Source organism: Cupriavidus sp. FW306-1B-F12B (genome assembly GCF_058781795.1).
In genome coordinates this window covers 66,365-89,977 of record NZ_JBYSXC010000023.1, presented here as the reverse complement: position 1 = coordinate 89,977, position 23,613 = coordinate 66,365, and the positions used below count along the sequence as shown (strand labels likewise).

The window sequence follows — 23,613 nt, the reverse complement described above, 5'->3', positions numbered from 1 at the left end:
TCTCTGTGTGGAAGCCTCGCGGCTCCCTCGCTCTTTCGAGCGGTCGCTCACTCTCAGAAAACTGACTGACCAGATCCGAAGACCCAGTCACGTTTTGCTGTGCGAGCACTGTATAACTTGTGAAGCTAAAAGACCGAAGTCTTCCGCATCCGTTATCAAGCGCCCACACTTATCGGTTGTTTGATTGTTAAAGAGCCCGCCCTTTCGGGCCGCATCCGGCTTTGCCGTTTGCGTTGCTGCGTTTTGTCTGCAGCGGAGAAACGAGACTATAAAGAAGTTTCTGCGATTAATCAATCATTTTCGAGAAATTCTTTATCCTGGGAGGCTCACTCTTGCGAGTCGAGTTAATCCTGGCAAGTCTCCTTGCCAGTCTTTCCCAGCCCCGCTGCGCGGTGCCTTGCGAACGAGGGGGCGAATATTAATGCCTGGATGCCTGCCTTGCAAGCGTTTTTGAAAAGAACTTCGAAGAGCCTCTTTTGTCACTTGATCACGCCGACCAAGACCTGCCGACGAGGGCAATCGCCACATTAAGCTTGCCAGCGCTGCAACTCGGACAGGATCTGTTCAGCGAGGAAGTCGCAAGGCGGCCGCTTCGACTTTGCACTGCGCGCCAGCACCAGTTCCAGCCCGGCTAGCTCGGGCAGCCCGTGGGCCTGGCCAAGGATGGTGAAATGCGCCGGGACTGCACATCGCGCGAGCGGCGCCACTGCCAGTCCCGCTTCGACCATGCTGAGCAGGCCGAGCAGGCTGGGACTTTCATAGGACATGCGATAGGCGATCCTGGCCTGCTCCAGGCTGCGGATCGCAATGTCGCGGGCGACGCTGCCCGACTGGAACACGGCAATGGGCAGCGGCCGCTCGTTCCAGATTTCGTGCGCCCCCGGCGATGCGGCCCACACCATCGGTTCCAACCGGATGAACTCGCCGGACAACCCCTTCACTCGCGTTGCGCAGACCAGGTCGACCGATCCGTCCTTGACCATGGGCGCCAGGGCCACGCTCGGCAAGCCAATGACCTGGATCTCGACCTTGGGGTAGGTCGCCGAGAACTTCTTCAGGATCGCGGGCAGCAGGGATGAGGCATAGTCGTCCGGCATGCCGAGCACCACGCGCCCGGTCACGTCGGGGCGGACCACGGCCGCCCAGGCCTCGTCGCGCAGGGCCAGCATGCGGCGCGCGAAGCCCAGCAGTACTTCGCCTTCCAGGGTCAGCACCACGTTTCTCGGCTTGCGCACAAACAGTGGCTTGCCCAAAGCCTGTTCGAGCGCCTTGATCTGCATGCTGACCGCCGACTGCGACCGGTGCACGAGTTCCGCTGCACGGGAAATATTGCCCGTATCGGCAACCGCCACCATCATGGCCAGCACATCGAGGTCAAGCGCTTTCATTGGTATCAGAAAAACTGAAGCAACAGATCAATATTACGCGTTTTTCTTAATTATTGGCCCTCGGGCATACTGGCCAAAAACGTTGACGACCTATGCCACAGCCGATCATGGACCACCCCTTGCGCGACAGCCTTGCGCGCGAACTGCATGCCCGCCCCTTCCTGCGCATCGGCGGCTCCGCCTCGCTGACGCACTTCGCCATCTATGCCGACGGCGATACCGCCGTTCACCATGCCTTGCTGGCCTCCTTGTGCCGGCTGACCGGGCTGGAAGACCCGGCCGACGGCGTGACCCACTATTCAGGACGATGGGGCGATGACAAGCAACTGAAGTGGGAGCGGCACACCGAGTTCTCCACCTTCACGTTCGTGGCGCGCCGTGGTGACGCGGACTACTTCTCCGACCTGGCCACCTCCCATATCCCGGCCGACTGGTTCGACAGCTTCGCCGGCAAACGCCTGGTGGCGCTGCGCATGGAACTGGTCTCGGGCGAGGCCGCGGCCCATGCCCGCGACAACGTGAGGCAATGGATCGACGGCCCCATCCTGGCGGGCAGCCACGTGCTGGGCGGCGGTGAGGTGTTCTGCGACTGGACCATCCCGCCCGACGGCTTTTCGCGCTTCCTGGTCATCGACAACGGCTTCCGCGAAGTGCAAGGCGGACGGCTGCTGCAGCGGCTGTATGAAATCGAGACCTACCGGATGATGGCGCTGCTGGCCTTGCCGGTGGCGCGTGACCTGGGCCGCAGCGTGGACAACCTGCAGCGTTCGCTCGCGCCGCTGATGCGCAGCATGGACACCAGCCAGGGCGGCCGCCACGATGCCGAGTTGCTGGGGCGGCTGACGCACCTGGCGGTCCGCATCGAGGCACTGGCGGAATCCGGCAACCGCTTCAGCGCGTCGCGCGCCTACGAGAAGCTGGTGCTGGCGCGCATCCAGGAATTGCGTGAAGAGCGCATCGAAGGCATACCGACCATCGCCGAATTCATGGAGCGCCGCTTCGCGCCTGCCATGGAGACGTGCAGGTCGGTCTGGGCGCGGCACGAGCAGTTTGCCGGCCGCGTGGCGCGCGCGCTCGACCTGCTGCGCACGCGCGTCAACCTGGCGCAGGAGCAGGACACCACGCGCCTGCTCGAAGGCATGGACCAGACCGCGCGCAGCCAGCTGCGGCTGCAGCACGCGGTCGAAGGCCTGTCGGTCGCGGCCATTTCCTACTACGTGCTGTCGCTGGCGGGTACGGGGCTCAAGGCGCTGCATGCGGTGCACCTCCCGCTGGACCCGGAACTGATCAAGGGCGTGCTGATCCTGCCAGTGGTGCTGCTGGTGCTGCGTGCAACCCGGCGCAGCAAGCATGCCGGGCAGAAAGCGGCCGCGCGGCAGCCGGCTGCGAATCAGGCCGCGTAGGGTCGCGTCAGGGGCAGCTAGGCGGCTGCCCCGCCCTGCCCTGCGGCTGCCGCCGCTCGCCGCAGGAGACGCATCGGGCCAAGGCCCTCAATGGTCCGCATCTGCGCTGCATCCCGGACAAAAAGCGAACCGGCGAACGCCAGGGCATTGACCGATATGCCTTCCACGCACTCCCCGGATCTCGGCACCAGCAACAGCCCTGCGGACATGACCAGCAGGTTGTACGGCGCCGACTGGTGCAGCCCGCCCTCGACACCGACCGCCCGCACCCCAACCGCATCAAGCAGCGCGCGGTAGCGCTCGCACGCCGTGCGCGCCACCTCTTCGACGGGTGCCGCAAACAGATCCAGCGGCGCGAACGCATGCGCGAATGCCAGGCCGGGAATGGTACCGATGGCGCCGGCGATCCGCGCCGACGCCAGCAAGGGGTCAATTGGCAGCGCCGGGCCACCCTCGGCGAACGGCAACGGCACGATCTGCAGATGTTTGTGGGCCTGGCTCGCTCCCGCGGCGGCCCCGCCGTTGTAGAAACCCAGGCTCGGGAACTCCGCCATGCAAGCCAGCAGCGCTTCAAAGTCAGCCACGGTCAGCAGGCATTCCTGCGGTTCGAAGCGCCGGGTGACGATGAGCAGATGATGCGCGATGACATTGAACTTGTTGAGCAAGGCCACATGGGTGTCGGAGATATCCGCAACAAACAGTTCCGGGTCATAGGGCAGGAATGGATTGCCCCCGGCGCTGCTCGTCGTGTGTGCCTTGTCCTTGCGAGCCAGGCTCGATACCTGGCGGACCAGAAACCGCATGCCGCCGTCCTCGATCGCCACCTGGGCAGTTTCGATCGGGCACAATGCCCCGCTCTGCAGGGCGTGCGCCGTCCGGTGCAAGACAGCCGGCCACAGCGTGCCGGGTTGAAGGTGTCGATGGTCCATGGTCGGCGAAGAGATTCAATCCTGCTCGCGCAAGAGCATCGCCACATTGCGCTCCGCGAGCGCCGCAATGGTGCGCGAAGGGTTCAGGCCGAGCGGACGCGGGACGATCGCACCGTCCATGACATACAGTCCCTCGCAGCCAAATACCCGGCCCCATGCATCGACGACCCCGTCCGCGGCGGACGTCCCCATATTGCAGCCGCCCAGCGGGTGCGGCGTGATCAGGTTGTGCCACCGTCGCCAGGTGAGCGGCACCCACGGATCTCCGCCAGTCGCTGCCGAGAGCTGCGTATGGGCTGCAATCATGGCCTCGATGACGGCCACCGAGGCCTGATAAGACCAGTCGAGCCGCAGCACACGGCGCCACGGTGCGTACCACGTGCGGCCCAGCCTCAGTTGGCCATCGCCAGGGTCCACGCCTTGCCCGAACCAGGGCATCATCTGCTCGACCGGGTCGCCGTCGTCAAACAGTCCCCCGACCTCCTTCCACACGGCGCGCAGCTTGCGGGAACGCGTTCGCTTCATATGGCGCCGAATGAAGTTGCCTGCGAGATTAGGGATTCCACCGTCCTCCACGAAGAGCGCCTGTCCGTTCGGGCCGCTGTGGTCCAGCAGGTCGATCGCGGCGGAGATGGTTACGCCATGAGACGGAGAGATCGTCCTGTGGGCATAGTAGGCCGGCGTCACGAAGTCGCCATTGTGCGCCCAGCCATGTCCCAACCGCGGCGAAAGCCCGGGCAGGGTGCGATGTTCGTCCCGACAGCGCAGCAGAAGCTCGGTGCTGCCGATAGAGCCGGCGGCCAGTATCACCCTGGCGGCCGTGACTGTGCCAGGGCTCGTCGTTTCGTTTGCCGGGTCGATCTTCCTGAAGCAAACGCGCCAGCCCTGCTGCAGCGGTTCGAGCCGGTCTACCAGGTGCAACGGAAGAATCTCGGCGCCATTGTCTTCAGCCACCGCCAGGTAATTCAGGTCCAGCGTATTCCTGGCCGATACCTGGCACCCCACGTCACAGTTGCCGCAGTGAACGCAAGTGCCTTGCAACCTGCCGTGCTGGTTCAGGAATGTCTGTGAATGACGGTCATCGCGGGGGTCTTGCCGTGTGGGATCCCAATGCTCGGAAAACGTCACCGCCAGCGGCAACTTGCGGAAGCGCCCGCCCCATCCGCAGGCTTCCGCGCCCTCGCGCAACAGCCGGGTCCGCTCGCTCAACTGGTTATCCGGCACTTCGCTCACCGCGAGCATGCGCCCGACCTCCTCATAGTGGGCCTGCAGGCCGGCATAGGTAACCTCTTTCGGCCAGCCCTGCTGGAACGCTTCCGGCTTGGCTTCCACGGAAACGTTGGCATAGATCAGCGAGCCGCCGCCGACCCCGGCCCCGGCGATGACCCATACGTCGGAGAAGGTCCGGATATCGGCCCAGCCATTGAAGCGGTTGGCGCGCTCCTGGTTCCACAGCCAGGGGTCGCTCTCGTCGCGCGGGTAAGTCGCGGGGCTCCAGCGCCGGCCGCGTTCCAGCACCAGCACTTTGCGGCCGGCCTGCGCGAGCCGGCAGGCCGAGACCGCGCCACCGAAGCCGCTGCCGATGACGACGACGTCGTAGGCAAGCGTATTGCCCATCATGACGCTCCCTGTCGTTGGATGATGATTGGCTTCTCTTCGATCATCCGCACCGCCTCCGGCGGCGATACCTGGCCGTCTGCAGGCACGAAGCGAGGGCCGGCCGCGCCGGGTTGCGCGCGCACGCGCCAGGTGCTGTTGACCTTCGCCAGTTGCTTGACGCCCTCGCCCAGCTTCCAATGCCGGCAGACCTTCTCCAGCTTGAGCGGGTAGATCGTCAATTGCCCACCCTCGAACCGCATCCGCAGGAAGCATTTGTAATCGGCGATGCGCTGGGAGGAGAACACCTCCTCGGGGTGCAGACGCCACAGGGCATTGCCCAACACCATCCAGACCCCAAACAGCAGGCCGCCGAGGGCGCCGCCCAGCAGCATGGCCTCGACCAGAAACAGCAACACGGGGGGCGCGTTGTCCGCGCCAAAGACATGGAAGTTGAGGCGCAAGACGAGCCATAGCAGCGCGACCGCCAGTGCCAGGTGCAGCAGCCCGTGCAACGCGCCGACAACGCACGCGAGCCGGACGCCGCGCCTGACATCCCTGGTCGACAGCGCAGCGCAAGTAAAGACAATGGCCGCTGCGAACACCACCGACGCCGGACTGTGCGCCATGACCCGGAACAGTTGATGGAACACCTCGCCGGTATTCCCGAATGTCATTTCGAGGCCGGCCAGCCTGTCGACGAAGCTGCGTTGATCGCGCCCGGGAACAGATACCAGGCTCGCGCTTTGAATGATCCAATCGAACAGCAAGTACAGGACCGCCACCAGCGCACAGAACGAGAGGTTGCGCGCAGGCAGCTGCCACGCACGATTGCGCAATTGCCGGGAGACGGCCTGTTCCGGATACGCTGACTTCAGCTCGTAGAACTGTCTGGCCGGGCCCACGACGATAGGCCTCGGCGGATCTGGCAGCAGGTGCGTGCCGTGAAGAAATGCGCCGCCGCCTCCGCAGGTGATGCGATGCGGTCCCGCCGTGCCCGCTCGCGGCACGTAATGCGCGTAGTGGTGCGAGTTGCCGGCCAGCACCAGCGCGAGCCGGTCGCCCAGCATCCCCTCGATCTCGCTCAGGCTCCGGAAGCGCGGCGTCTTGGCCTCGATCGAAGGCACGGCCCGCCGCTCGCCGCGGCGCACGCGCTCCATCTCGTCAATCCAGCTGGCCTCCGGCGCGCACAATACGACGCGGTCGCCAGGCTGCAGCGCCGTGTGCATCTTCTGGAAGTACTCGCGCTGCGGTCGGTCGATTTCCGATTCCAGTTGCAGGTCCAGGCCCCAGATCCACCAGCCGTCGGGCAACTGCAAGGCATAGTAGCCAGTGCGCTGGCGTGTCTCCCAGCCGCCCACTGGCTTGCCGCTGCAGAACAGGCGGGCAAAGCCACGCAGGCCATCGTACCAGTCGTGATTGCCAGGCGTGGCGACCATCCACGGCGCATCCGGCAACTTGATCGGCTGGTCACTGTATACGGGGTGTGCGGTCTCGACCGGCGCAGGGAATGCCGCCCGGAAGGGATCGACGAAGCGGGTCCGATAGCCCTCATGGGCAGGGGTCGGATACACCTGGTCGCCACCCAGCAGCAGCACCTTTGCCCGCGGCAGCGTCACGCCTTGGTCGCGCAGCGTCACCGCGTGACTGACGCACAACGCCATGGAGTAGGTCGAGTCCCAACCGTCGCCGGTGTCGGCCAGATAGTCGACCCAGACACCGCCGTGTTCGTCAGCGGGCACCGGCAGCGGTGGATTCGGATTCAGCGTGGTGAGTGCCGCCTGCACCATGCGCTGGTCGGCAAAGGCGCCGATTGCCATCGCCACGGCAACGCGCATGGCGGTGAACGGCAGCTGTAGCGGGCTCAGCCAGTTCACCATGGTTCTCTGGGTGTAGAGTTCCATGCGCCCGGTCGCGGCAGGCGCGGAAGCGATCGTCGCGGAGCCGGCAGCATCGGCCGCAGCTTGCGAACCACCCGGATATAGCGACTCTGGTGCTGACCCGGAATGTTTCATCGCCTTCCCCCTAAGACTTCCAGCTCGCCAGCAAGGATCGGGGCACTCGCGCATGTTTGCGCGAGTGCCAGCCGTTTCCAATGCCCCCCCTACGCCCTCACCCCCTCAACATCCCCATCGCTTCCGCAATCGCCCTTCTGATCCGTGTGTACGTGCCGCACCGGCAGATCACGCAGCTCATCTGGTCGGCGATCTCCGCCTCCTTCGGATTCCGGGTGCGCTTGAGCAGCGCGCTCGCCGCCATCAGTTGCGCGCTCTGGCAGTAGCCGCACTGCACCACCTCGTGCTTCAGCCAGGCCGCCCGCAGGGCGCTGGCCTCGGGGCCGTCGAGTCCTTCGATGGTGACGATCTTCTTCCCTTCCATCTCGCTCGCCTGGTGCTGGCACGACAGCAGCATCTTGCCGTTGACATGCACCGCGCAGGCGCCGCACACCCCCACGCCGCAGCCGAACTTGGTGCCCGTCAGCTTGAGCTCGCAGCGCAGCACCCACAACAGCGGCGTGCAGCCGTCCGAGCGGACGTCGACACTCTTACCGTTGACACTGATCTGATGGTCTGGCATCGCAGGCTCCGGAAGGCGGCAGGGTCTTCATTAGCGGCAGGTCGCGCAGGCGCTCGCCGGTCGCATGGAACAAGGCGTTCGCCACCGCCGGGGCGATCGGCGGCGTGGTGGATTCGCCCACGCCCTGTGGCGGGCGCGTCGAAGGCATCACGTGTACCTGGATGTCCGGGCAGTCTCGCAGGCGCATGGCCGGAAAGGCGGTGTAGTAGTCCTCCTTCACCTTGCCTCGCTCCAGCGTGATCTTCTGCCACAGCGCTGCCGACAGCCCGAACACAATGCCGCCCTCGACCTGCTGCTCGATCAGGGTCGGGTTGACCGGCATGCCGCAATCGATGGCGCAGAACACGCGATCCACGCGGACCTGCCCCATGTTGCCTACCGACACCTCGGCGACCTGCGCCACCACGCTGCCGAACGACTCGTGCAGGGCCACGCCGCGCCCCACCTTCACCACGCCAGGTTGCTTGCGCAAGGGCTGGCCCCAGCCCGACATCTTTCTTGCCTGCTCCAGCACCGCGCGCTGGCGCTCGTCCCTGAGCAGGCTCATGCGGTAGTCGAGCGGGTCCACCCCGACTGCCACCGCCAGTTCATCGACAAAACTCTCCATGAAGAAGGCGTGGTGCGAATGCCCCACCGAGCGCCAGTAGCCCACGGGGATGGCGAGGTCCACGGTCTGGTGGCCGACCCACACGTCCGGCCAGTCATAAGCCTGGTCGAAGGCGCCCTCCGCCGTGGACTTGTCCAGCCGCGACAGGAAGATGTCGGGCAGGCCGAAGTTGCGCTTCGCGACGCCCTCCAGCACTGACTGGCTGGCCGAGATATTGCGCACGGCGATGACCTTGCGTTTTTCGTCGAGCCAGGCCTCGAAGCGCGACATGCTGGCCGGACGGTAGAAGTCATGCCGCATGTCCTCGGGGCGCGACCAGATCGTCTGCACCGGCACGCCCTTGCGCTTGGCGGCAATGGCGGCCGCCTGGCAGATGAAGTCGACTTCGAGCCGGCGCCCGAAGGCACCGCCGATGAACTGCTGGCGCAGCTCGACCTTGTCCGTGTCCAGCCTGAGCGTCTTCGCCACGCAGCGGCGAGCCAGCCCGGGCATCTGCGTGGCAGCCCACACGATGGCGCGGTCCTCCTGGACCAGCACCGTGCAGTTGACCGGCTCCAGCGCGGCGTGAGCGAGATAAGGCGCCGAGTACAAGACCTGGATGGCGGGCTTGCCCTGCTTCATGGCGCGCCCGTTGCCATGCTCGTGCCAGACACGTGGGCCAGAGGCGTCGAGCGCCTTCACCAGCGTATCGCGGATGCCGTCGCTCGACAGCTTCGCCGCCTCGCCCTCGTCCCACTTGCACTGGACCTTCTCCACCGCCTGCATCGCGATCCACGCATCGCTGGCGATCACCGCCACGCCGCCGCTGCCGCCATGCAGCGGAGCGAGCGTGACCAGGTCGAGCACGCCGGGCAACTTCTTTACGTCGTCGGGCGGGGATCCCTGCAGCGTGCCGCCCAGCGTCGGACACATCTGCACGCTGGCGTAGACCATCGCGTCCGCCACCACGTCGATACCGAAACTGGCTCTGCCGTGGAGCTTGGCAGGGGCATCAAGGCGCGCCGCGCGGGTGCCGATGAGCCTGTAGCTGGCAGGGTCCTTCAGTTCGACCTTGCGTGGCAAGGGCTCACGCGCGGCTGCGGCGGCCAGTTCGCCGAAGGTGGCACTGCGCCCCGACGGATGCACCACCTTGCCGGCCTGCGCGCGGCACGCTTCGGCCTTGACGTCCCACTGCTTCGCCGCTGCCGCGCACAGCATCATGCGCGCGGCGGCGCCGGCCTCGCGCATCGGATTCCACAGGTCCCTGATGCTGGTGGAGCCGCCGGTGAACATCAAGCCCACCTCGCGCACGCCCTTGCGCGTGAACCATTCGGCGGCGCGCCTGGGCCACCCCTTGTCGTCCGGCCGGAACGGCAGGTTGGCGACCACGCCCTCGATGTTGTTGTACAGGTTATCGATAAGCGACGGCTCGACCCGGATCTGCGACCAGTCGGCCTCCATCTCCTCCGCCAGCAGCATCGCCGCGCCGGTATGCACGCCCTGCCCCATCTCGGCCTTGTTCATGACCACCGTGACGGTGTTGTCGGACGCCACCTTGACCCAGCCGTTCAGCGCAAACTGCCCGTCGCGCGCTGCCAGCGGCTCGCCGCCCGCCAGGCGCTGGCGCGGCGGCAGCCAGGCCCATCCGATCACCAGCGCACCGGCAGCGCCCGCACCGCCGAGCAGGAAGGCTCTGCGCGTCAACATGGCAAGACTGGCGGATCGATCATCATGGAAGGCCCCGTGCCGCCGATGGCATGGCCTATATTAGGTCGGGAAGTGCCGCAGCGCGAATGCGAGCACGTGGCTGGCGCTATCGCGCAACACCCGACATGGCCATGGTGCGCTGATACCCCCAGCAGTCGCAGGTCGAACTGCTCCGTGACGGGTGCCCGCGTTCCGGCAGATCCTTGAGCTTGAGAACAGGCACCTGATCGACTTCAACGGACCGTGCCGCAGCCCCATCCATCAAGCAATTCCCCATTAGAATCAGCAGCTTATGCTACTGCGGGAAGAGTGCCATCTGCCCAGCCAGCAGCGTCTCGAAATCGTCGTCCAGGAACGGCAGGATCGCATCGGCGATCGGCTGCAACTGCTTGTTGACGTAGTGGCCATAGTCAATCGGCGCCGACCGGGTCTCAAGCGGCTCCGGCCCTGAAACGGTCATCACGTAGCTGATCCAGCCGCCATGCTGATACTGGCGCGGACGTCCCTGGCGCTCGTTATAGGCATCGGCGATACGGGCGGCGCGGACGTGCGGCGGCACGTTGCGCTGGTAATCATCGAGCTTGCGGCGCAGCCGCTTGCGATAGACCAGTTGCTCGTCGAGCTCGCCGGCCAGGGTGCGGCGCACGATGTCGCGCACATAATCCGCGTACGGCTCGCGGTTGAAGATCTTTTCGTAAAGGGTCTGCTGGAAGCGCTGGGCGAGCGGCGACCAGTCCGTACGCACCGTTTCAAGCCCCTTGAACACCATCGCGGCCTTCCCGTCGGGCCGTTCCACCTGGCCGGCATAGCGCTTCTTGCTGCCAAGGTCTGTGCCGCGGATGGTCGGCATCAGGAAGCGCCGGAAGTGCGTTTCCAACTGGAGTTCCAGCGCGCTTTCCAGTCCATGGGTCTGCCAGAGGTGGTCGCGCCACCAGTCGTTGACGTAGGCGACCAGGCTGCGGCCGATCTGCCTGGCATCGGCTTCCGTGCGCGCGCGGCGCAGCCAGACGAATGTGGAATCCGTGTCGCCATAGATCACCTCGTAGCCGCGGGCCTCGATCAGCGCGCGGGTCTGCCGCATGATCTCGTGCCCGCGTATGGTGATCGACGACGCCAGCCGCGCATCGAAGAACCGGCAGCCGCTGGACCCGAGCACGCCGTAGAACGCGTTCATGATGATCTTGAGCGCCTGGGACAGCGGCTTGTTCCGGTCACGCTTGGCGGCCTCGCGGCCTTGCCAGACCTTGGCGACGATCGCCGGCAGGCAGTGCTTGGTCCGGGAAAACCGCGCACCGCGGAAGCCAGGCACCGAATCGGCATCGTCGGGATGCGCCAGGCCCTCGACCAGGCCGATCGGGTCGATCAGGAAGGTGCGGATGATGGACGGGTAGAGGCTCTTGTAGTCCAGCACCAGCACCGATTCGTAGAGCCCCGGCCGCGAGTCCATGACGAAGCCGCCGGGGCTGGCCTCGGGCGCGTTCTCGCCGAGGTTGGGCGCGACATACCCCTGGCGGTGCATCAGCGGCATGTAGAGATGCGTGAAGGCGGCGACCGAGCCGCCGTTCCGGTCGGCCGGCAGGCCCGTGACCGTGGCGCGCTCCAGCAGGAACGGCAACAGCTCCGTCTTTTCGAAGATCCGCGTCACCAGTTCGCAATCGCGCAGGTTATAGCGGGCCAGCGCCGGCTTGTCCTGCTCGAACATGCGGTCGATGGCGTCCATGCGGTCGTACGGGTTGTCGACCGCCTTGCCCTCGCCCAGCAGCGTCTGCGCCACCGATTCCAGGCTGAACGACGGGAAGCTCCACGTGGCGGAACGCAGTGCCTCGATGCCGTCGATGATCAACCGGCCCGGTGCGCTGGCGAAATAGTGCTGCTGGGCGTTGTGCTCGCGCCATTCCATCTCGGCTCCGCCGCGGCCGAGGCGCAGCGGAAGCTGGAACTTGCGCGCATGTTCGTGCAGCACGCGCAGGTCGAACTGGACCAGATTCCAGCCGATGATCGCGTCGGGATCATGATCGGCCAGCCACTGGTTCAGCTTTTCCAGCAACTCGGGCCGCGTGGCGCAGTACTCGAGCGAGAAATCGACCTCGGCGGGCATTTGCGGCGCCGCACCCAGCATGTAGACCTGGCGCTGGCCGCAGCCTTCGAGCGCAATCGAATAGAGTTCGCCGAACGCGTTGGTCTCGATATCGAGCGAGACCAAGCGCAACTTGGGCCGGTAGCCCTCCGACGGCTTCATCTGGGCATTGCGCAGCGCGCCGCCGGGGTCCGGCTCGCCGTCGAACCAGACCGGGGCGGTGATGAAGCGCTCCATCAGGTAGCGTTCGGGCGGGCGGATATCGGCTTCGTAGACATCCACGCCGGCGTCGCGCAATGAGCGGCCGAGCTGGATCAGTTGCCGATGCTGGCGGCAGTACAGGCCCAGTACGGGCCGGCGCTGGAAATCCTGGAGCTTGAGCGGGCGCAGTTCGACCTCGCGCTCGCGGCGCAGCAGCGCCTCGGCACGCTCGCGCTGCGACTCGGGGATAAACGCGACTGACGGCTGACGGGACAGGTGCAGGTGGCGCGGACCATTATCGGTCGCCAGCCAGAATTCGACTTCGGTGCCGGCCGGCGTATCGCGCCAATGTCGGGTCAGGATGAAACCCTGCTGAAGTGCCACGTTAGGAACATTGGGAAACGGCTACCGGTCGGGATTCTAGCGGATGGGCCGGGTGCGTGAGCCGCGTAAGCCACCCCGAGGCTTCTTCAGCTCACGCAAAGCGGTCGTGCAGGATAGCAGCGGTCAATTCGCGCTTCTTCCAGTACATATGGTGGATGCGCTCCTGCAATTTGCCCAGCACCATGGGGTCGAGGGTGCCATAGGTCAGCAGCACGGCAGGCTGCGAGCCATCGCCTTCCTCATGTTCGAGACTGTCGAACGGGGGAAATCCGTACTTTTCCAGGAAGGCCGCGATTTCCTCGTCCGAGGTGCCAGGTTCGATGTTGCCTAGCAGCAAACGACTCATGATGGTCTCTCCCAGTCGATGAAGGAGCGGCCCTGCCCCAGCCCCCTTTGCGGTTGGCACTGAGACGCCCTACCTTAATTCTAGGATGGGCTTTTGCCCTGCTGTGCCGCCTCGATCGCGGCGATATCAATCTTTTTCATCGTCATCATGGCGTCGAATGCGCGCTTGGCCGCCGCACGGTCGGGGTCGGTGATCGCCGCGCTGAGCGCGCGCGGGGTGATCTGCCATGACAGTCCCCACCGGTCCTTGCACCAGCCGCATTCGCTTTCCTGGCCGCCATTGCCGACGATCGCATTCCACAAGCGGTCGGTTTCGGCCTGGTCGTCCGTCGCAATCTGAAAAGAGAAGGCCTCGCTGTGCTTGAAATGCGGGCCGCCGTTCAGCCCGAGGCAGGGAATGCCGGCGACGGTGAACTCGACCGTCAGGACATCGCCCTGCCTGCCGTCGGGATAGTCGCCCGGCGCGCGGTGGACGGCGCTGACTGCGCTGTCGGGGAATGTCTCGGCATAGAAGTTTGCGGCATCAAGGGCGTCGCGGTCGTACCACAAGCAGATCGTGTTCTTGCTTTGCATGATGTGTCTCCTGGAAAGTCGAGCACCGGGAATCCGCCACCGGGACTCCAATGTCTCATATTCCGGTGGCGGGCGCAGGCCGCGCAAGGGGTGGGCTGAGGAGCCGCGAGCGGCCTCTGTCCAAGGGGCGTCGCCGCTGCCCGGCGCCAGTGCCGACTATGCCAGGCTGGTGCGCTTCGAGACCCAGCGCTGGGGCGAGGTGATCAGCAAGGCGAACATCGCGCTGGACTGATGCCGCAGGACTTCTCGCGTCTCACTGGGCTTCCGCCGCGCGCACGAACGCGTCGCGCGCGGTGATCCGCTTGACGTAGTCCTGGATGCACGGGCTCTCACCAATGCGCGGCGCACCGAATCGGCCCGCCCAGGCCAGCGAGGCACCGAGATAGATGTCCGCCGCGCTGAAGGTCGCGCCGAGCACGAAGGGGCCGGGAGTCAGGGCTTTCTCGATGGCGTCGATCACATCGTCATAGTCGCCCCAGCCGACCGCCTGCTTCGGCAGCGGCGCCTCCTTGCGCATCATGCGGTCAGTCAGCGCGGGTTCGAAGCAACTGCCGCAGAAGAACAGCCACCGCAGCACCGTGCCGCGCGCGGACGAGCCTGCAGGCGGCATCAACCCGGCCTGCGGAAAGGCATCCGCCAGCCAGGCGATGATCGCGCCGTTCTCGGTCAGGACCGTGCCGTCCTGCAAGACCAGCGTTGGAATCTTCCCCATTGGGTTTATCGCCAGGAACTCCGGCGCGCGGCTCTCGCCCTTGGTGAAATCGATGTGCTGCAGCTTGTACTCGGCCCCGACCTCCTCCAGCATCCAGCGCGCCACCGAGGCGCGGCTTTGGGGGTTGTAGTAGAGCGTCATGGTCATACTGTCCTCCTGCCGCGTTCGGCCGTAATGTTTCGACCGCAGCAGGATAGCATCCGCCGGCTGCCACGAACCGCTTCCGTTGTGAAAGCCCTCACCCGGCCCGCTCGACCGCCCGCGCGAGCCGTGCGACGCCCTCCCCGATCTGCGCCAGGTTCGTGCTCGCGAACGACAGCCGGAATGTGGCGCGCTGGCGCTGCTCCACATAGAATCCGGCACCCGGCACGAACAGCACCTTTTCCGCGATCGCGTGCGGCAGCAGTGCGGCAGCATCGTCGATGCCATCCAGCGCGGCCCAGAGGAACATCCCTCCCGCCGGCGATGCGAAGCTGATGCGGTCACCAAAGGCCTGGCGCAGCGCCGCCGCGAGCTGGTCGCGCTTGTCGCGATAGGCCGCGACTTCCCGCGCGACCTGTGCCGGCAGCCGGCCCGCTTCCAGATACTGCGCCGCGGCCAGCTGGATCCATGGCGGCGTGCACAGGTCGGATACCTGCTTGGCAATCACCGCGCGGCGCACGATCCCGGGCGCGGCGACCATCCAGCCGATCCTCAGGCCGGGGGCCAGCGTCTTCGACAGGCTGGCCAGGTGCACGAGCCACGGCCGCGCCTCGGATACCGACGCGCACAGCGCCAGCAGCGAAGGCGGCGGCGCGCCATCGAAGCTGAGCGCCCCGTAGGGATCGTCCTCGACCAGCACCACGCGGTGCCGCGCCACCAGCGTCAGCAGCTGCAGCCGGCGTGCGGGCGACAGCGTGGCGCCGGTGGGGTTGGCGAAGGTTGGCACCGTATAGATCAGCCGGGGGCGCAACGACGGGTCGGCCAGCATGGCTTCGAGTGCAGCCACGTCCATGCCGTCGTGATCAGACGGCACGCCGCGTACGTCGGCGCCGGCGAGCCGCAAGGCCTGCAGCGTCGCGGAATAGGTCGGCTCCTCGACCAGCACCACGCTGCCGGGCTCGACCAGCGCGCGCACGAGGAAATCGAAGCCCTGCTGCGAGCCGCTGGTCACGAGCAGTTCGTCCTGGGTCACAGGCGCGCCGCGCCCGGCCATCAACGACGCCAGCGCCTGGCGCAGCGCCGGCGCGCCTTCGGTGGCGCCGTACTGCAGGCACTCGGCGGGCCGTTCGCGCAGCACCGCCGCCGAGGCCGCGCCAATGCCTTCGACATCGAACAGCGCGGCGGACGGGTAGCCCCCGGCGAACGAGATCATCCCGGGGTCGGTCAGGTACTTGAACAGTTCCCGGATCGGAGAGCCTGCCGGGTTGCGCAGCGCGGGGACGAAGGGATAAGCGGCGTCGGAAGTCATGAGCGGATGCAGAGCGTGCTGGACATGGGCGTGCTTCAGTCCACCGAAGCACCGGACAGGCGAACGATCTCGCCCCACTTCTGGCGGTCCTTCTTCAACACGTCGGCAAATGCCTCCGGCGAGCTGGGCGCCGGTTCCGCGCCCAGCTCGCGCATTTTCGCCTGCACGCCTGGCTCGTTGAGCACGCGCGTCAGGTCCTGGCTGATCTTCTGCGCCACCGCGGTAGGCACCCCGCGCGGCGCAAGCAGGCCGAACCAAGGGCTGGCATCAAAGCCGGGGACGGGGCCCGCGGCGGCGACCGTCGGCACGTTCGGAAGCGCCGACGAGCGCGCCGGCGTGGTCACGGCCAGCGGCTTGAGCTTGCCCGAGCGGATAAACGGCAGCGATGCCGGCAGGTTGTCGAACATCACGTCGACGCTGCCGCCCATCAGGTCGGCGATGGCCGGGCTGCTGCCCTTGTAGGCGACGTGGCTCATCTCCGTGCTGGTCATGCGCTGGAACAGCTCGCCCGCGAGGTGCGTGGACGTGCCGTTTCCGGCCGACGCCATGTTGACGCGCTTGGGATTGGCTTTCAGGTAGGCGATGAACTCGGGCAGCGTCTGCACGCGCGCGCGTTCCGCAAACGCCGGCGACAGCACCACCACGTTGGGTACGCGCGCCACCATCGCGACCGGCGCGAAGTCGGCGTCGGCATCATAGGGCAGCTTCTTGTACAAGGCCGGGTTGATGCCGAACTCGCCCACCGAGCCCATCAGCAGGGTGTAGCCGTCCGCCGTGGACTTGGCGGCCGTGCCGGTGCCGACGATGCCGCCCGCGCCGGGGCGGTTGTCGACCACCACCGACTGCTTCCATTGCGTGGCCAGTTGCTCGCCGATCAGCCGGGCCACCATGTCGGTGGTGCCGCCCGGCGGGTACGGCACGATGATGCGCACCGGCTTGGCCGGGAACTCGAGCGCGCCGGCGATGCCGGGCATGGTCGCGCCGAATGCAAGGGTGCCGGCGGCGAGCGCGCTGAACAAGTGTTTCATGCAGTCTCCTGTCTACCTGATGGTTGTCGTTATGAGGTTGTCGTGATGACGATGCCGGGAGGAGGCGGCAACGCAAGGAGCGAATGATTTCTCATCAACTCCAAGCTTTCAAGCGAGATTTCCGTATAGGATGATGACCTAAAATCATCAACTCAGCCCTTCCCCGATGCGGCAACGACTTCCCAGCCTGTCCAGCCTGCGCGCCTTCGAGGCCGCCGCGCTGCACCTGAACCTGCGCCGCGCGGCGGCGGACCTGTTTATCACCGAGAGCGCGGTGTCGCGCCAGATTGCGTCGCTGGAAGCGCTGCTGGGCGTGCAGCTGTTCCACCGCGCCAACCAGCGCATCACGCTGACGGCGGCCGGCACGCTCTACAGCGGACAGGTGCGGGAGTTGCTGCGCAAGCTGCAGCGCGACACGCTCGACCTGATGGCGCACGAGGGCGCGGGCGGCACTGTCGAGCTCGCCTGCGTGCCCACGCTGGCGGTCGAGTGGCTGATTCCGCGGCTGCCGGCCTTCTATGCGCGGCATCCGGGGATCGTGGTCAATATCAGCGCGCAGTCAGACATCTTCCTGTTCGACGGCACCCCCTACGACGCGGCGATTCACTTTGGCGAGGCGGTCTATCCCGGCGCGCGTGCCGACCGGATGTTCGACGAAGAGTCGGTGGCGGTCTGCCATCCGGACTTCTTCGGCGGCAGGAAGCGGATCAGCCCGCATGACATCGCCCGGTCGCCGCTGCTGCACCTCGCCACACGCATTCTCGGCTGGAAGCAATGGATGGAAGCGGCCGGCATCGACGACGTCAACGCCATGCGCGGCGCACGCTTCGACCACCATTCCATGGTCATCGCCGCCGCACGCGCCAGGCTGGGCGTTGGCCTGGTGCCGCGCTTCCTCGTGGGGGAATACCTGACAAACTGCCAGCTGGTCATGCCCGTCGCCCATTCGCAGCGCTCCACGAGCGCGTATCACCTGGTCTCGCCGGATACCCGGCCGATGAGCGAGGCGATGCAGCGGCTGCGCGAGTGGCTGCTGGAAGCCGCGGGCGAGTTTGCGACAAGGCAGTCCGCGCCTGCGGACGAGGCTGGCAAGTAGCCGACCCACGCCGCAACTCACACCACCATTTCCAGCCCCGGCGTGGGCCGGCGCTCCAGCAATGCGGCCAGCCTGCGCAGCGCAGCCGATAGTTGCGCGCGGTCCTCCACGCCACCGAGCGAGATGCGGATGGCATTCGGCGCGTTTGGCCCCTCCCAGAACGCGTCGGACGGCGTCACGCGCAGGTCCTCCGCCAGCGCGGCCCGGGTGAGCTGCTGCGCCGACCAGTGCTCGGGCAAGCGATGCCATGCGTGGATGGCGCTGGGCGGGAGCTGGCCGATCCCGCTCAGCCATCGGCTTGCCAGCGCGCATCTGGCCAACGCTTCGGTCCTGATGCCGTCGAGCAGCCGCATGGCCGAGCCATCGTGGATCCATTGGGTCGCCAGGGCGGCGGTCATCGGTGCCGCCATCAGCGCGAAGGCCCGCAGCGATGCCAGCAGATCGTCGCCGCGCCTGCCCTCCGGCAGCATGACATACGCGGTCCGCAGCCCCGGACTGAGGGTCTTGGACAGGGTCGAGACATAGTACGTGCGCTCGGGAGCGAAGCTGGACAGCGGCGGCGGCGCTGACGGCGTCAGCAGCCAGTAGGGGTCATCCTCCAGCAAGGTGACATCACAGTGCGCCGCGGCCCTGGCGATAGCCTCCCGGCGTGAGGCCGGCATGGTGTGCGTAGTGGGATTCTGGGCGGTCGGATTGAGGTAGGCCAGCGTTGCACCGTCGGCACAGGCCACCTCGAGGGCGTCGGGGAGCATCCCGTCGGCATCGACCGGCGCGATGATCACGCGCCGCCCCAGTTGTGCCGCGGCCGCGCGAATGCCGGGGTAGGCCAGCGGCTCGCTCACGATCGCGTCACCCGGCCGGGTCCGGGCCAGGATCACGGCGGACAAGGCTGCCTGGGCGCCCGGGCACACCACCAGCCGTGCAGTGGCGACCTGGCCGAATATCTGCGCGAGCCAGAGGGTGCCGGCCGACCGGTCGGCAGCACTGCCGCCGCCGAGCTGGTAGGTCATCAGCAGGTGCGGGTCGCTGTGCAGCAGCACCTGCGACAGGCCGCGCCGCAACAGGTCCTGGAAATCCAGCCCCGCCGGTGGCGGCGGCACGTTCATGCTCATGTCGATCACCCGCGCCAGCTCTGCCCGCGGCGCGGCAATGAAAGTGCCGAGGGCCCCGCGGGCATCGATCAGATGCCGCCGCTTGGCCTCGTTGTAGGCACGCGTCACGGTGGTCAGGTCCACGCGGAGGGTCTTGGCCAGGCTGCGCTGCGGCGGTACGCGGTCGCCGGCTACCAGTCGGCCTTCGCCGATCGCCCGCTCGATGAAGTCCACGATCTGCAAGTAGCGCGCGCCGCCACCCGTTGTGATCTCAAGATCCCATTTGGTACTGACTTCGGCGCGGATATCGGTTCCTTGCATGGATTTCATCCGGTAGATTTCTTCGATGTATGGGTTTTGTCTTGCATTAGCATGCCAGACATCACCGAGGGAATCCATACAAACCACGCCCGCGCGGGGCTGAGCCAGCACTTGAATCGGAGCGCGTGGCCGGGAGCCTTCGGTGATCCGTAACCAAGGTGTCCGAAATGCTCAAACCTATTGCCGGGCCGGCAGACAAGAATCGACAAGGCCCGCTCCCCCGCCCATCCCCCGGCCCGCAGCGCCGTCTTCCCACACTGTTGCTGAGCGCCTGCCTGAGCGCGCTGCTGAGCGGCTGCAACCTCGAACTTCTCAATCCCAAGGGCAGCATCGGGGAACAGGAAAAGTCACTGATCCTGATCTCCCTGTTCGTCATGCTGATGGTCGTCATCCCCGTGATCGTCCTGACCCTGTGGTTCGCGTGGCGCTACCGCGAAACCAATACGAGCGCCACCTATGCCCCCAAATGGGCGCACTCCACCAGGATCGAGGTCGTGGTCTGGGGCATCCCCTGCGTCATCGTGGCCTGCCTGGCCGTGCTGATCTGGGATTCGACGCACAAGCTCGATCCCTATCGGCCGCTGGAATCGCAGGTCAAGCCGGTCCAGGTCGATGTGATCGCGCTGAACTGGAAATGGCTGTTCATTTACCCGGAATACGGCGTCGCCTCGCTGAACCAGCTTGCGATCCCGGTCGGCACGCCGATCAATTTCCGGCTGACCGCGGAATCGATGATGAACTCGTTCTTCATCCCGCAACTGGGCAGCATGGTCTACACCATGGCGGGGATGCAGACACGCCTGCACCTGATCGCCGACACGCCGGGCGTCTATCTCGGCCAGTCCGCCGCCTACAGCGGCCCCGGCTTCTCGGACATGCACTTCAAGACGCTGGCCACCTCGCGCGAGGAGTTCGATGCCTGGATCCGGGCTGCCCGCGCTTCGTCCCAGGCGCTGGACCTGAAGACCTACCGCACGCTTGAACTGCCCAGCAGCAAGGACCCCGTGACGCTGTACGCCGCCGTCGCGCCGAAGCTGTTCGACCAGGTCGTCGACAAATACATGCTGGCAAACGGCCAGATCTGCCGCGCGGACACCCCGGAATCTCTGCAGGCCTTCCAGCGCGTCCCGCCGGCGCCCGCTGGCCGCATGGAGCAATAAGAATGCTTGGAAAACTCAATCTGGACGCCATCCCTCTCCATGAGCCGATCATCATGGGGACGCTGGCCGTCGTGATCGTGCTGGGCATCGCACTGATGGGCGCCATCACGTACTACGGCAAATGGAAATACCTGTGGAACGAATGGATCTGCTCGGTCGACCACAAGAAGGTCGGCGTGATGTACATCATCCTGGCGCTGGTGATGCTGCTGCGCGGCTTTGCCGATGCCATCATGATGCGCGCCCAGCAGGCGATTGCCTATGGCGATGCCGCGGGCTACCTGCCGCCGCACCACTACGACCAGATCTTCACGGCCCACGGCGTGATCATGATCTTCTTTGTCGCGACGCCGCTGGTGCTCGGGCTGATGAACGTGATCGTGCCGCTGCAGATCGGCGCGCGCGACGTCGCCTTCCCGTTCGTCAATTCGCTGAGCTTCTGGATGTCGGCAATGGGCGCGGTGCTGGTGATGATGTCGATGTTCGTCGGCGACTTCGCGGCCACCGGCTGGGTCGCCTACCCGCCGCTGTCCGAGCTCGGCTACAGCCCCACGCCAGGGGTTGACTACTACATCTGGTCACTGCAGATATCCGGGCTTGGCACCACGCTGACGGGCATCAACTTCATCGTCACGATCCTGCGCATGCGCGCGCCGGGCCTGAACCTGATGAAGATGCCGGTCTTCACCTGGACCGCGCTGATCACCAATATCCTGATCGTGGCGATCTTCCCGGTCCTGACCGCCACGCTGGCCCTGCTCACCGCCGACCGCTACCTCGGCATGCATTTCTTCACCAACGAGCTCGGCGGCAACGCCATGATGTACGTGAACCTGATCTGGATCTGGGGCCACCCGGAGGTCTACGTGCTGATCCTGCCGGCGTTCGGCGCCTTCTCCGAGATCATCGCCACGTTCTCGCGCAAGCCCCTGTTCGGCTACAAGTCGATGGTGTACGCCACCTCCTCGATCGGCGTGCTGTCGTTCTTCGTCTGGCTGCACCACTTCTTCACCATGGGCTCGGGCGCGAACGTCAATGCCTTCTTCGGCATCATGACCTCGATCATCTCGATCCCGACCGGCGTGAAGCTGTTCAACTGGCTGTTCACCATGTACCGGGGCCGGATCCGCTTCCATACCTCGACCATGTGGACCATCGGCTTTATGGTGACGTTCGCGGTCGGCGGCATGACCGGCGTGCTGCTCGCCATCCCCGGGGCGGACTTCGTGCTGCACAACAGCCTGTTCCTGGTTGCGCATTTCCATAACGTGATCATCGGCGGCGTGCTCTTCGGCTGCCTGGCCGCAATCACTTTCTGGTTCCCGAAGGTGTTCGGCTTCAGGCTCAATGAGTTCTGGGGCAAGGTGTCGTTCTGGTGCTGGCTGGCCGGCTTCTTCCTGGCCTTCATGCCGCTCTACGTGCTCGGCTTCAAGGGCATGACCCGCCGGATGAACCACTATGCCAACGTCGACTGGCATCCCTACCTGGTGGTGGCGCTGGTCGGTGCCTTCGTCATCGGCGCCGGCATCCTGGCGATGTTGGTGCAGTTCGCGGTCAGTATCCGCGACCGCGAGCAGAACCGCGACCTGACTGGCGATCCGTGGGATGGCCGCAGCCTGGAGTGGTCGACGGCCTCGCCCGCGCCGTTCTACAACTTCGCCCACGTGCCGCATATCACCTCGCTGGAACAGCACTGGGACGACAAGGAAGCCGGCCGCGCGTGGCGCCAGCCCGCGCGCTACGAGGACATCCATATGCCCCGCAACACCTCGGCAGGCTTCATCGTGTCGGCGTTCGGTCTGCTGTGCTGCTTCGCGCTGGTCTGGCACATGTGGCTGGTCGCCGCCGTCGGCCTGGTCGGCGCCATCGCGACCTTCATCGTGCGCAGCTATGACCGCGACGTCGACTATTACGTGCCGGCGGCCGAAGTCGAGCGGATCGAGCGCGCGCGCTTTGCACAACTGCAGGAAGCTGCCTGACCATGACTCCGACTCTCTCCCCTACCCTGCACCATCCCGGGCACGAGGCCGCCCACGACGCGGCGCACCACCATCACGAAGCCGGGGCGCACACGCCGCTGGGGTTCTGGCTCTACCTGATGAGCGACTGCCTGATCTTCGCGGTGCTGTTCGCCACCTTCGGCGTGCTGTCCGGAAACACCGCCGGCGGCCCCGGCGGGCGGCAACTGTTCGAGCTGCCGTTCGTGTTCGCCGAGACCATGGTGCTGCTGCTGAGCAGCTATACCTTCGGCCTGGCCATGCTCAGGCAGGGCGCCGACGACGCGCCGCGGATGATCCGCTGGCTCGCGGTGACCTTCGCGCTCGGCGCCCTCTTCATCGCCATGGAGGTCTACGAGTTCGCGCACCTGCTGCACCAGGGCGCGGGCCCCGGCGTCAGCGCCTACCTGTCGGCCTTCTTCACGCTGGTGGGCACGCACGGGCTGCATGTCACGTCGGGCCTGCTGTGGCTGGCGGTGATGATCCACCAGATCAGGCATTTCGGGCTGGACGATATCGTGCGCCGCCGCCTGGCCTGCCTGAGCCTGTTCTGGCATTTCCTGGACCTGATCTGGATCTGTGTTTTCACCTTTGTCTACCTGCGGGAGTTCGCATGAAATCGTCCCATCTTCATTCGGTGCATGCGGACCAGACGGCCGTGCACGGCAGCGTGCGCAGCTACACCATCGGACTGCTGCTGTCGGTCGCGCTGACGATGGCGTCGTTCGCGGCCGTGATGACCGGATCCCTGCAGACGCAAAGCGCGATCGCGCTGGTCGTCGGCCTTTGCGTCGCGCAATTGCTGGTGCAGCTGGTGTACTTCCTGCACCTGGGCACCGGTCCCGGCCGGCGCGGCAACACCGCCATCTTTGCCTGTACCGGCTTCCTGATCGTCATCGTCGTGGCCGGCTCGCTGTGGGTGATGCACAACGCCGAAATCAACATGATGCCGACCGACATGTCCATCGAACGGGCACGGGCAAAAGATTAGG

General features: G+C 65.9%; 19 protein-coding genes. 6 read left to right on the top strand and 13 right to left on the bottom strand.

Going from position 1 to position 23,613, the window contains the following annotated elements:
* Window positions 1-527: 527 nt before the first annotated feature.
* Window positions 528-1,388: a LysR substrate-binding domain-containing protein gene (locus AC3WLE_RS28845; protein ID WP_492320261.1), complete on the bottom strand. Its 861-nt coding sequence runs from the start codon at window positions 1,386-1,388 to the stop codon at window positions 528-530.
* 107 nt (window positions 1,389-1,495) lie between these two features.
* Here AC3WLE_RS28845 and AC3WLE_RS28840 point away from each other — a divergent pair, with 107 nt between their 5' ends.
* Window positions 1,496-2,791, top strand: coding sequence for a DUF3422 family protein (locus AC3WLE_RS28840; RefSeq protein ID WP_492340326.1), 1,296 nt, complete (start codon window positions 1,496-1,498; stop codon window positions 2,789-2,791).
* 17 nt (window positions 2,792-2,808) lie between these two features.
* Here AC3WLE_RS28840 and AC3WLE_RS28835 read toward each other — a convergent pair whose 3' ends face one another.
* The 11 genes from AC3WLE_RS28835 to AC3WLE_RS28785 all read right to left on the bottom strand — a co-directional run bounded on the left by AC3WLE_RS28835 (window position 2,809) and on the right by AC3WLE_RS28785 (window position 16,956).
* Window positions 2,809-3,720, bottom strand: coding sequence for an ATP adenylyltransferase family protein (locus AC3WLE_RS28835; RefSeq protein WP_492357596.1), 912 nt, complete (start codon window positions 3,718-3,720; stop codon window positions 2,809-2,811).
* 15 nt (window positions 3,721-3,735) lie between these two features.
* Window positions 3,736-5,340 (bottom strand): GMC oxidoreductase, encoded by a 1,605-nt coding sequence (locus tag AC3WLE_RS28830; RefSeq protein ID WP_492357597.1) that lies wholly within the window; start codon window positions 5,338-5,340, stop codon window positions 3,736-3,738.
* Entirely contained in the window at window positions 5,337-7,220 is a 1,884-nt protein-coding gene (locus tag AC3WLE_RS28825; RefSeq protein WP_492357598.1) for a preprotein translocase subunit YajC, read from the bottom strand. Before AC3WLE_RS28825 ends, AC3WLE_RS28830 begins: the two co-directional genes overlap by 4 nt.
* Window positions 7,221-7,428: 208 nt before the next feature.
* Window positions 7,429-7,893 carry a (2Fe-2S)-binding protein gene (locus AC3WLE_RS28820; protein WP_492320256.1) on the bottom strand — a complete coding sequence of 155 codons (465 nt, stop codon included), beginning with the start codon at window positions 7,891-7,893 and terminating at the stop codon, window positions 7,429-7,431.
* Complete coding sequence (locus tag AC3WLE_RS28815; protein ID WP_492357362.1) at window positions 7,862-10,186, bottom strand: xanthine dehydrogenase family protein molybdopterin-binding subunit; 2,325 nt, start codon at window positions 10,184-10,186, stop codon at window positions 7,862-7,864. Before AC3WLE_RS28815 ends, AC3WLE_RS28820 begins: the two co-directional genes overlap by 32 nt.
* Before the next feature lie 295 nt (window positions 10,187-10,481).
* Window positions 10,482-12,848, bottom strand: a complete 2,367-nt coding sequence (locus AC3WLE_RS28810; protein WP_492357361.1) for a DNA polymerase II — start codon at window positions 12,846-12,848, stop codon at window positions 10,482-10,484.
* A gap of 91 nt (window positions 12,849-12,939) precedes the next feature.
* Window positions 12,940-13,194, bottom strand: coding sequence for an RNA-binding protein (locus AC3WLE_RS28805; protein ID WP_492320253.1), 255 nt, complete (start codon window positions 13,192-13,194; stop codon window positions 12,940-12,942).
* A gap of 80 nt (window positions 13,195-13,274) precedes the next feature.
* The gene (locus tag AC3WLE_RS28800; protein WP_492320252.1) at window positions 13,275-13,766 is read right to left on the bottom strand and encodes a VOC family protein; all 492 of its coding nucleotides are present in this window, start codon (window positions 13,764-13,766) and stop codon (window positions 13,275-13,277) included.
* 253 nt (window positions 13,767-14,019) lie between these two features.
* The gene (locus AC3WLE_RS28795) at window positions 14,020-14,625 is read right to left on the bottom strand and encodes a glutathione S-transferase family protein (protein ID WP_492357360.1); all 606 of its coding nucleotides are present in this window, start codon (window positions 14,623-14,625) and stop codon (window positions 14,020-14,022) included.
* A gap of 91 nt (window positions 14,626-14,716) precedes the next feature.
* Window positions 14,717-15,928: an aminotransferase-like domain-containing protein gene (locus AC3WLE_RS28790; protein ID WP_492357359.1), complete on the bottom strand. Its 1,212-nt coding sequence runs from the start codon at window positions 15,926-15,928 to the stop codon at window positions 14,717-14,719.
* 35 nt (window positions 15,929-15,963) lie between these two features.
* Window positions 15,964-16,956 (bottom strand): Bug family tripartite tricarboxylate transporter substrate binding protein, encoded by a 993-nt coding sequence (locus tag AC3WLE_RS28785; RefSeq protein ID WP_492293480.1) that lies wholly within the window; start codon window positions 16,954-16,956, stop codon window positions 15,964-15,966.
* Between the two features lie 166 nt (window positions 16,957-17,122).
* Between AC3WLE_RS28785 and AC3WLE_RS28780 the strand changes: the two genes are divergently transcribed.
* Window positions 17,123-18,052 (top strand): LysR substrate-binding domain-containing protein, encoded by a 930-nt coding sequence (locus AC3WLE_RS28780; protein WP_492357358.1) that lies wholly within the window; start codon window positions 17,123-17,125, stop codon window positions 18,050-18,052.
* Between the two features lie 17 nt (window positions 18,053-18,069).
* Here AC3WLE_RS28780 and AC3WLE_RS28775 read toward each other — a convergent pair whose 3' ends face one another.
* Window positions 18,070-19,473: an aminotransferase-like domain-containing protein gene (locus tag AC3WLE_RS28775; protein WP_492357357.1), complete on the bottom strand. Its 1,404-nt coding sequence runs from the start codon at window positions 19,471-19,473 to the stop codon at window positions 18,070-18,072.
* A gap of 158 nt (window positions 19,474-19,631) precedes the next feature.
* Here AC3WLE_RS28775 and cyoA point away from each other — a divergent pair, with 158 nt between their 5' ends.
* The 4 genes from cyoA to cyoD are packed head-to-tail and all read left to right on the top strand — an operon-like array spanning window position 19,632 to window position 23,612.
* The gene (gene cyoA / locus AC3WLE_RS28770; RefSeq protein WP_492357356.1) at window positions 19,632-20,624 is read left to right on the top strand and encodes a ubiquinol oxidase subunit II; all 993 of its coding nucleotides are present in this window, start codon (window positions 19,632-19,634) and stop codon (window positions 20,622-20,624) included.
* A 2-nt stretch (window positions 20,625-20,626) separates the two neighbouring features.
* On the top strand, window positions 20,627-22,603 hold the full coding sequence (cyoB, locus tag AC3WLE_RS28765) for a cytochrome o ubiquinol oxidase subunit I (protein ID WP_492340324.1): 1,977 nt from the start codon (window positions 20,627-20,629) through the stop codon (window positions 22,601-22,603).
* A 2-nt stretch (window positions 22,604-22,605) separates the two neighbouring features.
* The gene (cyoC, locus tag AC3WLE_RS28760) at window positions 22,606-23,238 is read left to right on the top strand and encodes a cytochrome o ubiquinol oxidase subunit III (RefSeq protein WP_492357355.1); all 633 of its coding nucleotides are present in this window, start codon (window positions 22,606-22,608) and stop codon (window positions 23,236-23,238) included.
* Window positions 23,235-23,612: a cytochrome o ubiquinol oxidase subunit IV gene (cyoD, locus tag AC3WLE_RS28755; protein ID WP_492357354.1), complete on the top strand. Its 378-nt coding sequence runs from the start codon at window positions 23,235-23,237 to the stop codon at window positions 23,610-23,612. The genes cyoC and cyoD overlap by 4 nt, the downstream gene beginning before the upstream one ends.
* Window position 23,613: the final 1 nt, after the last annotated feature.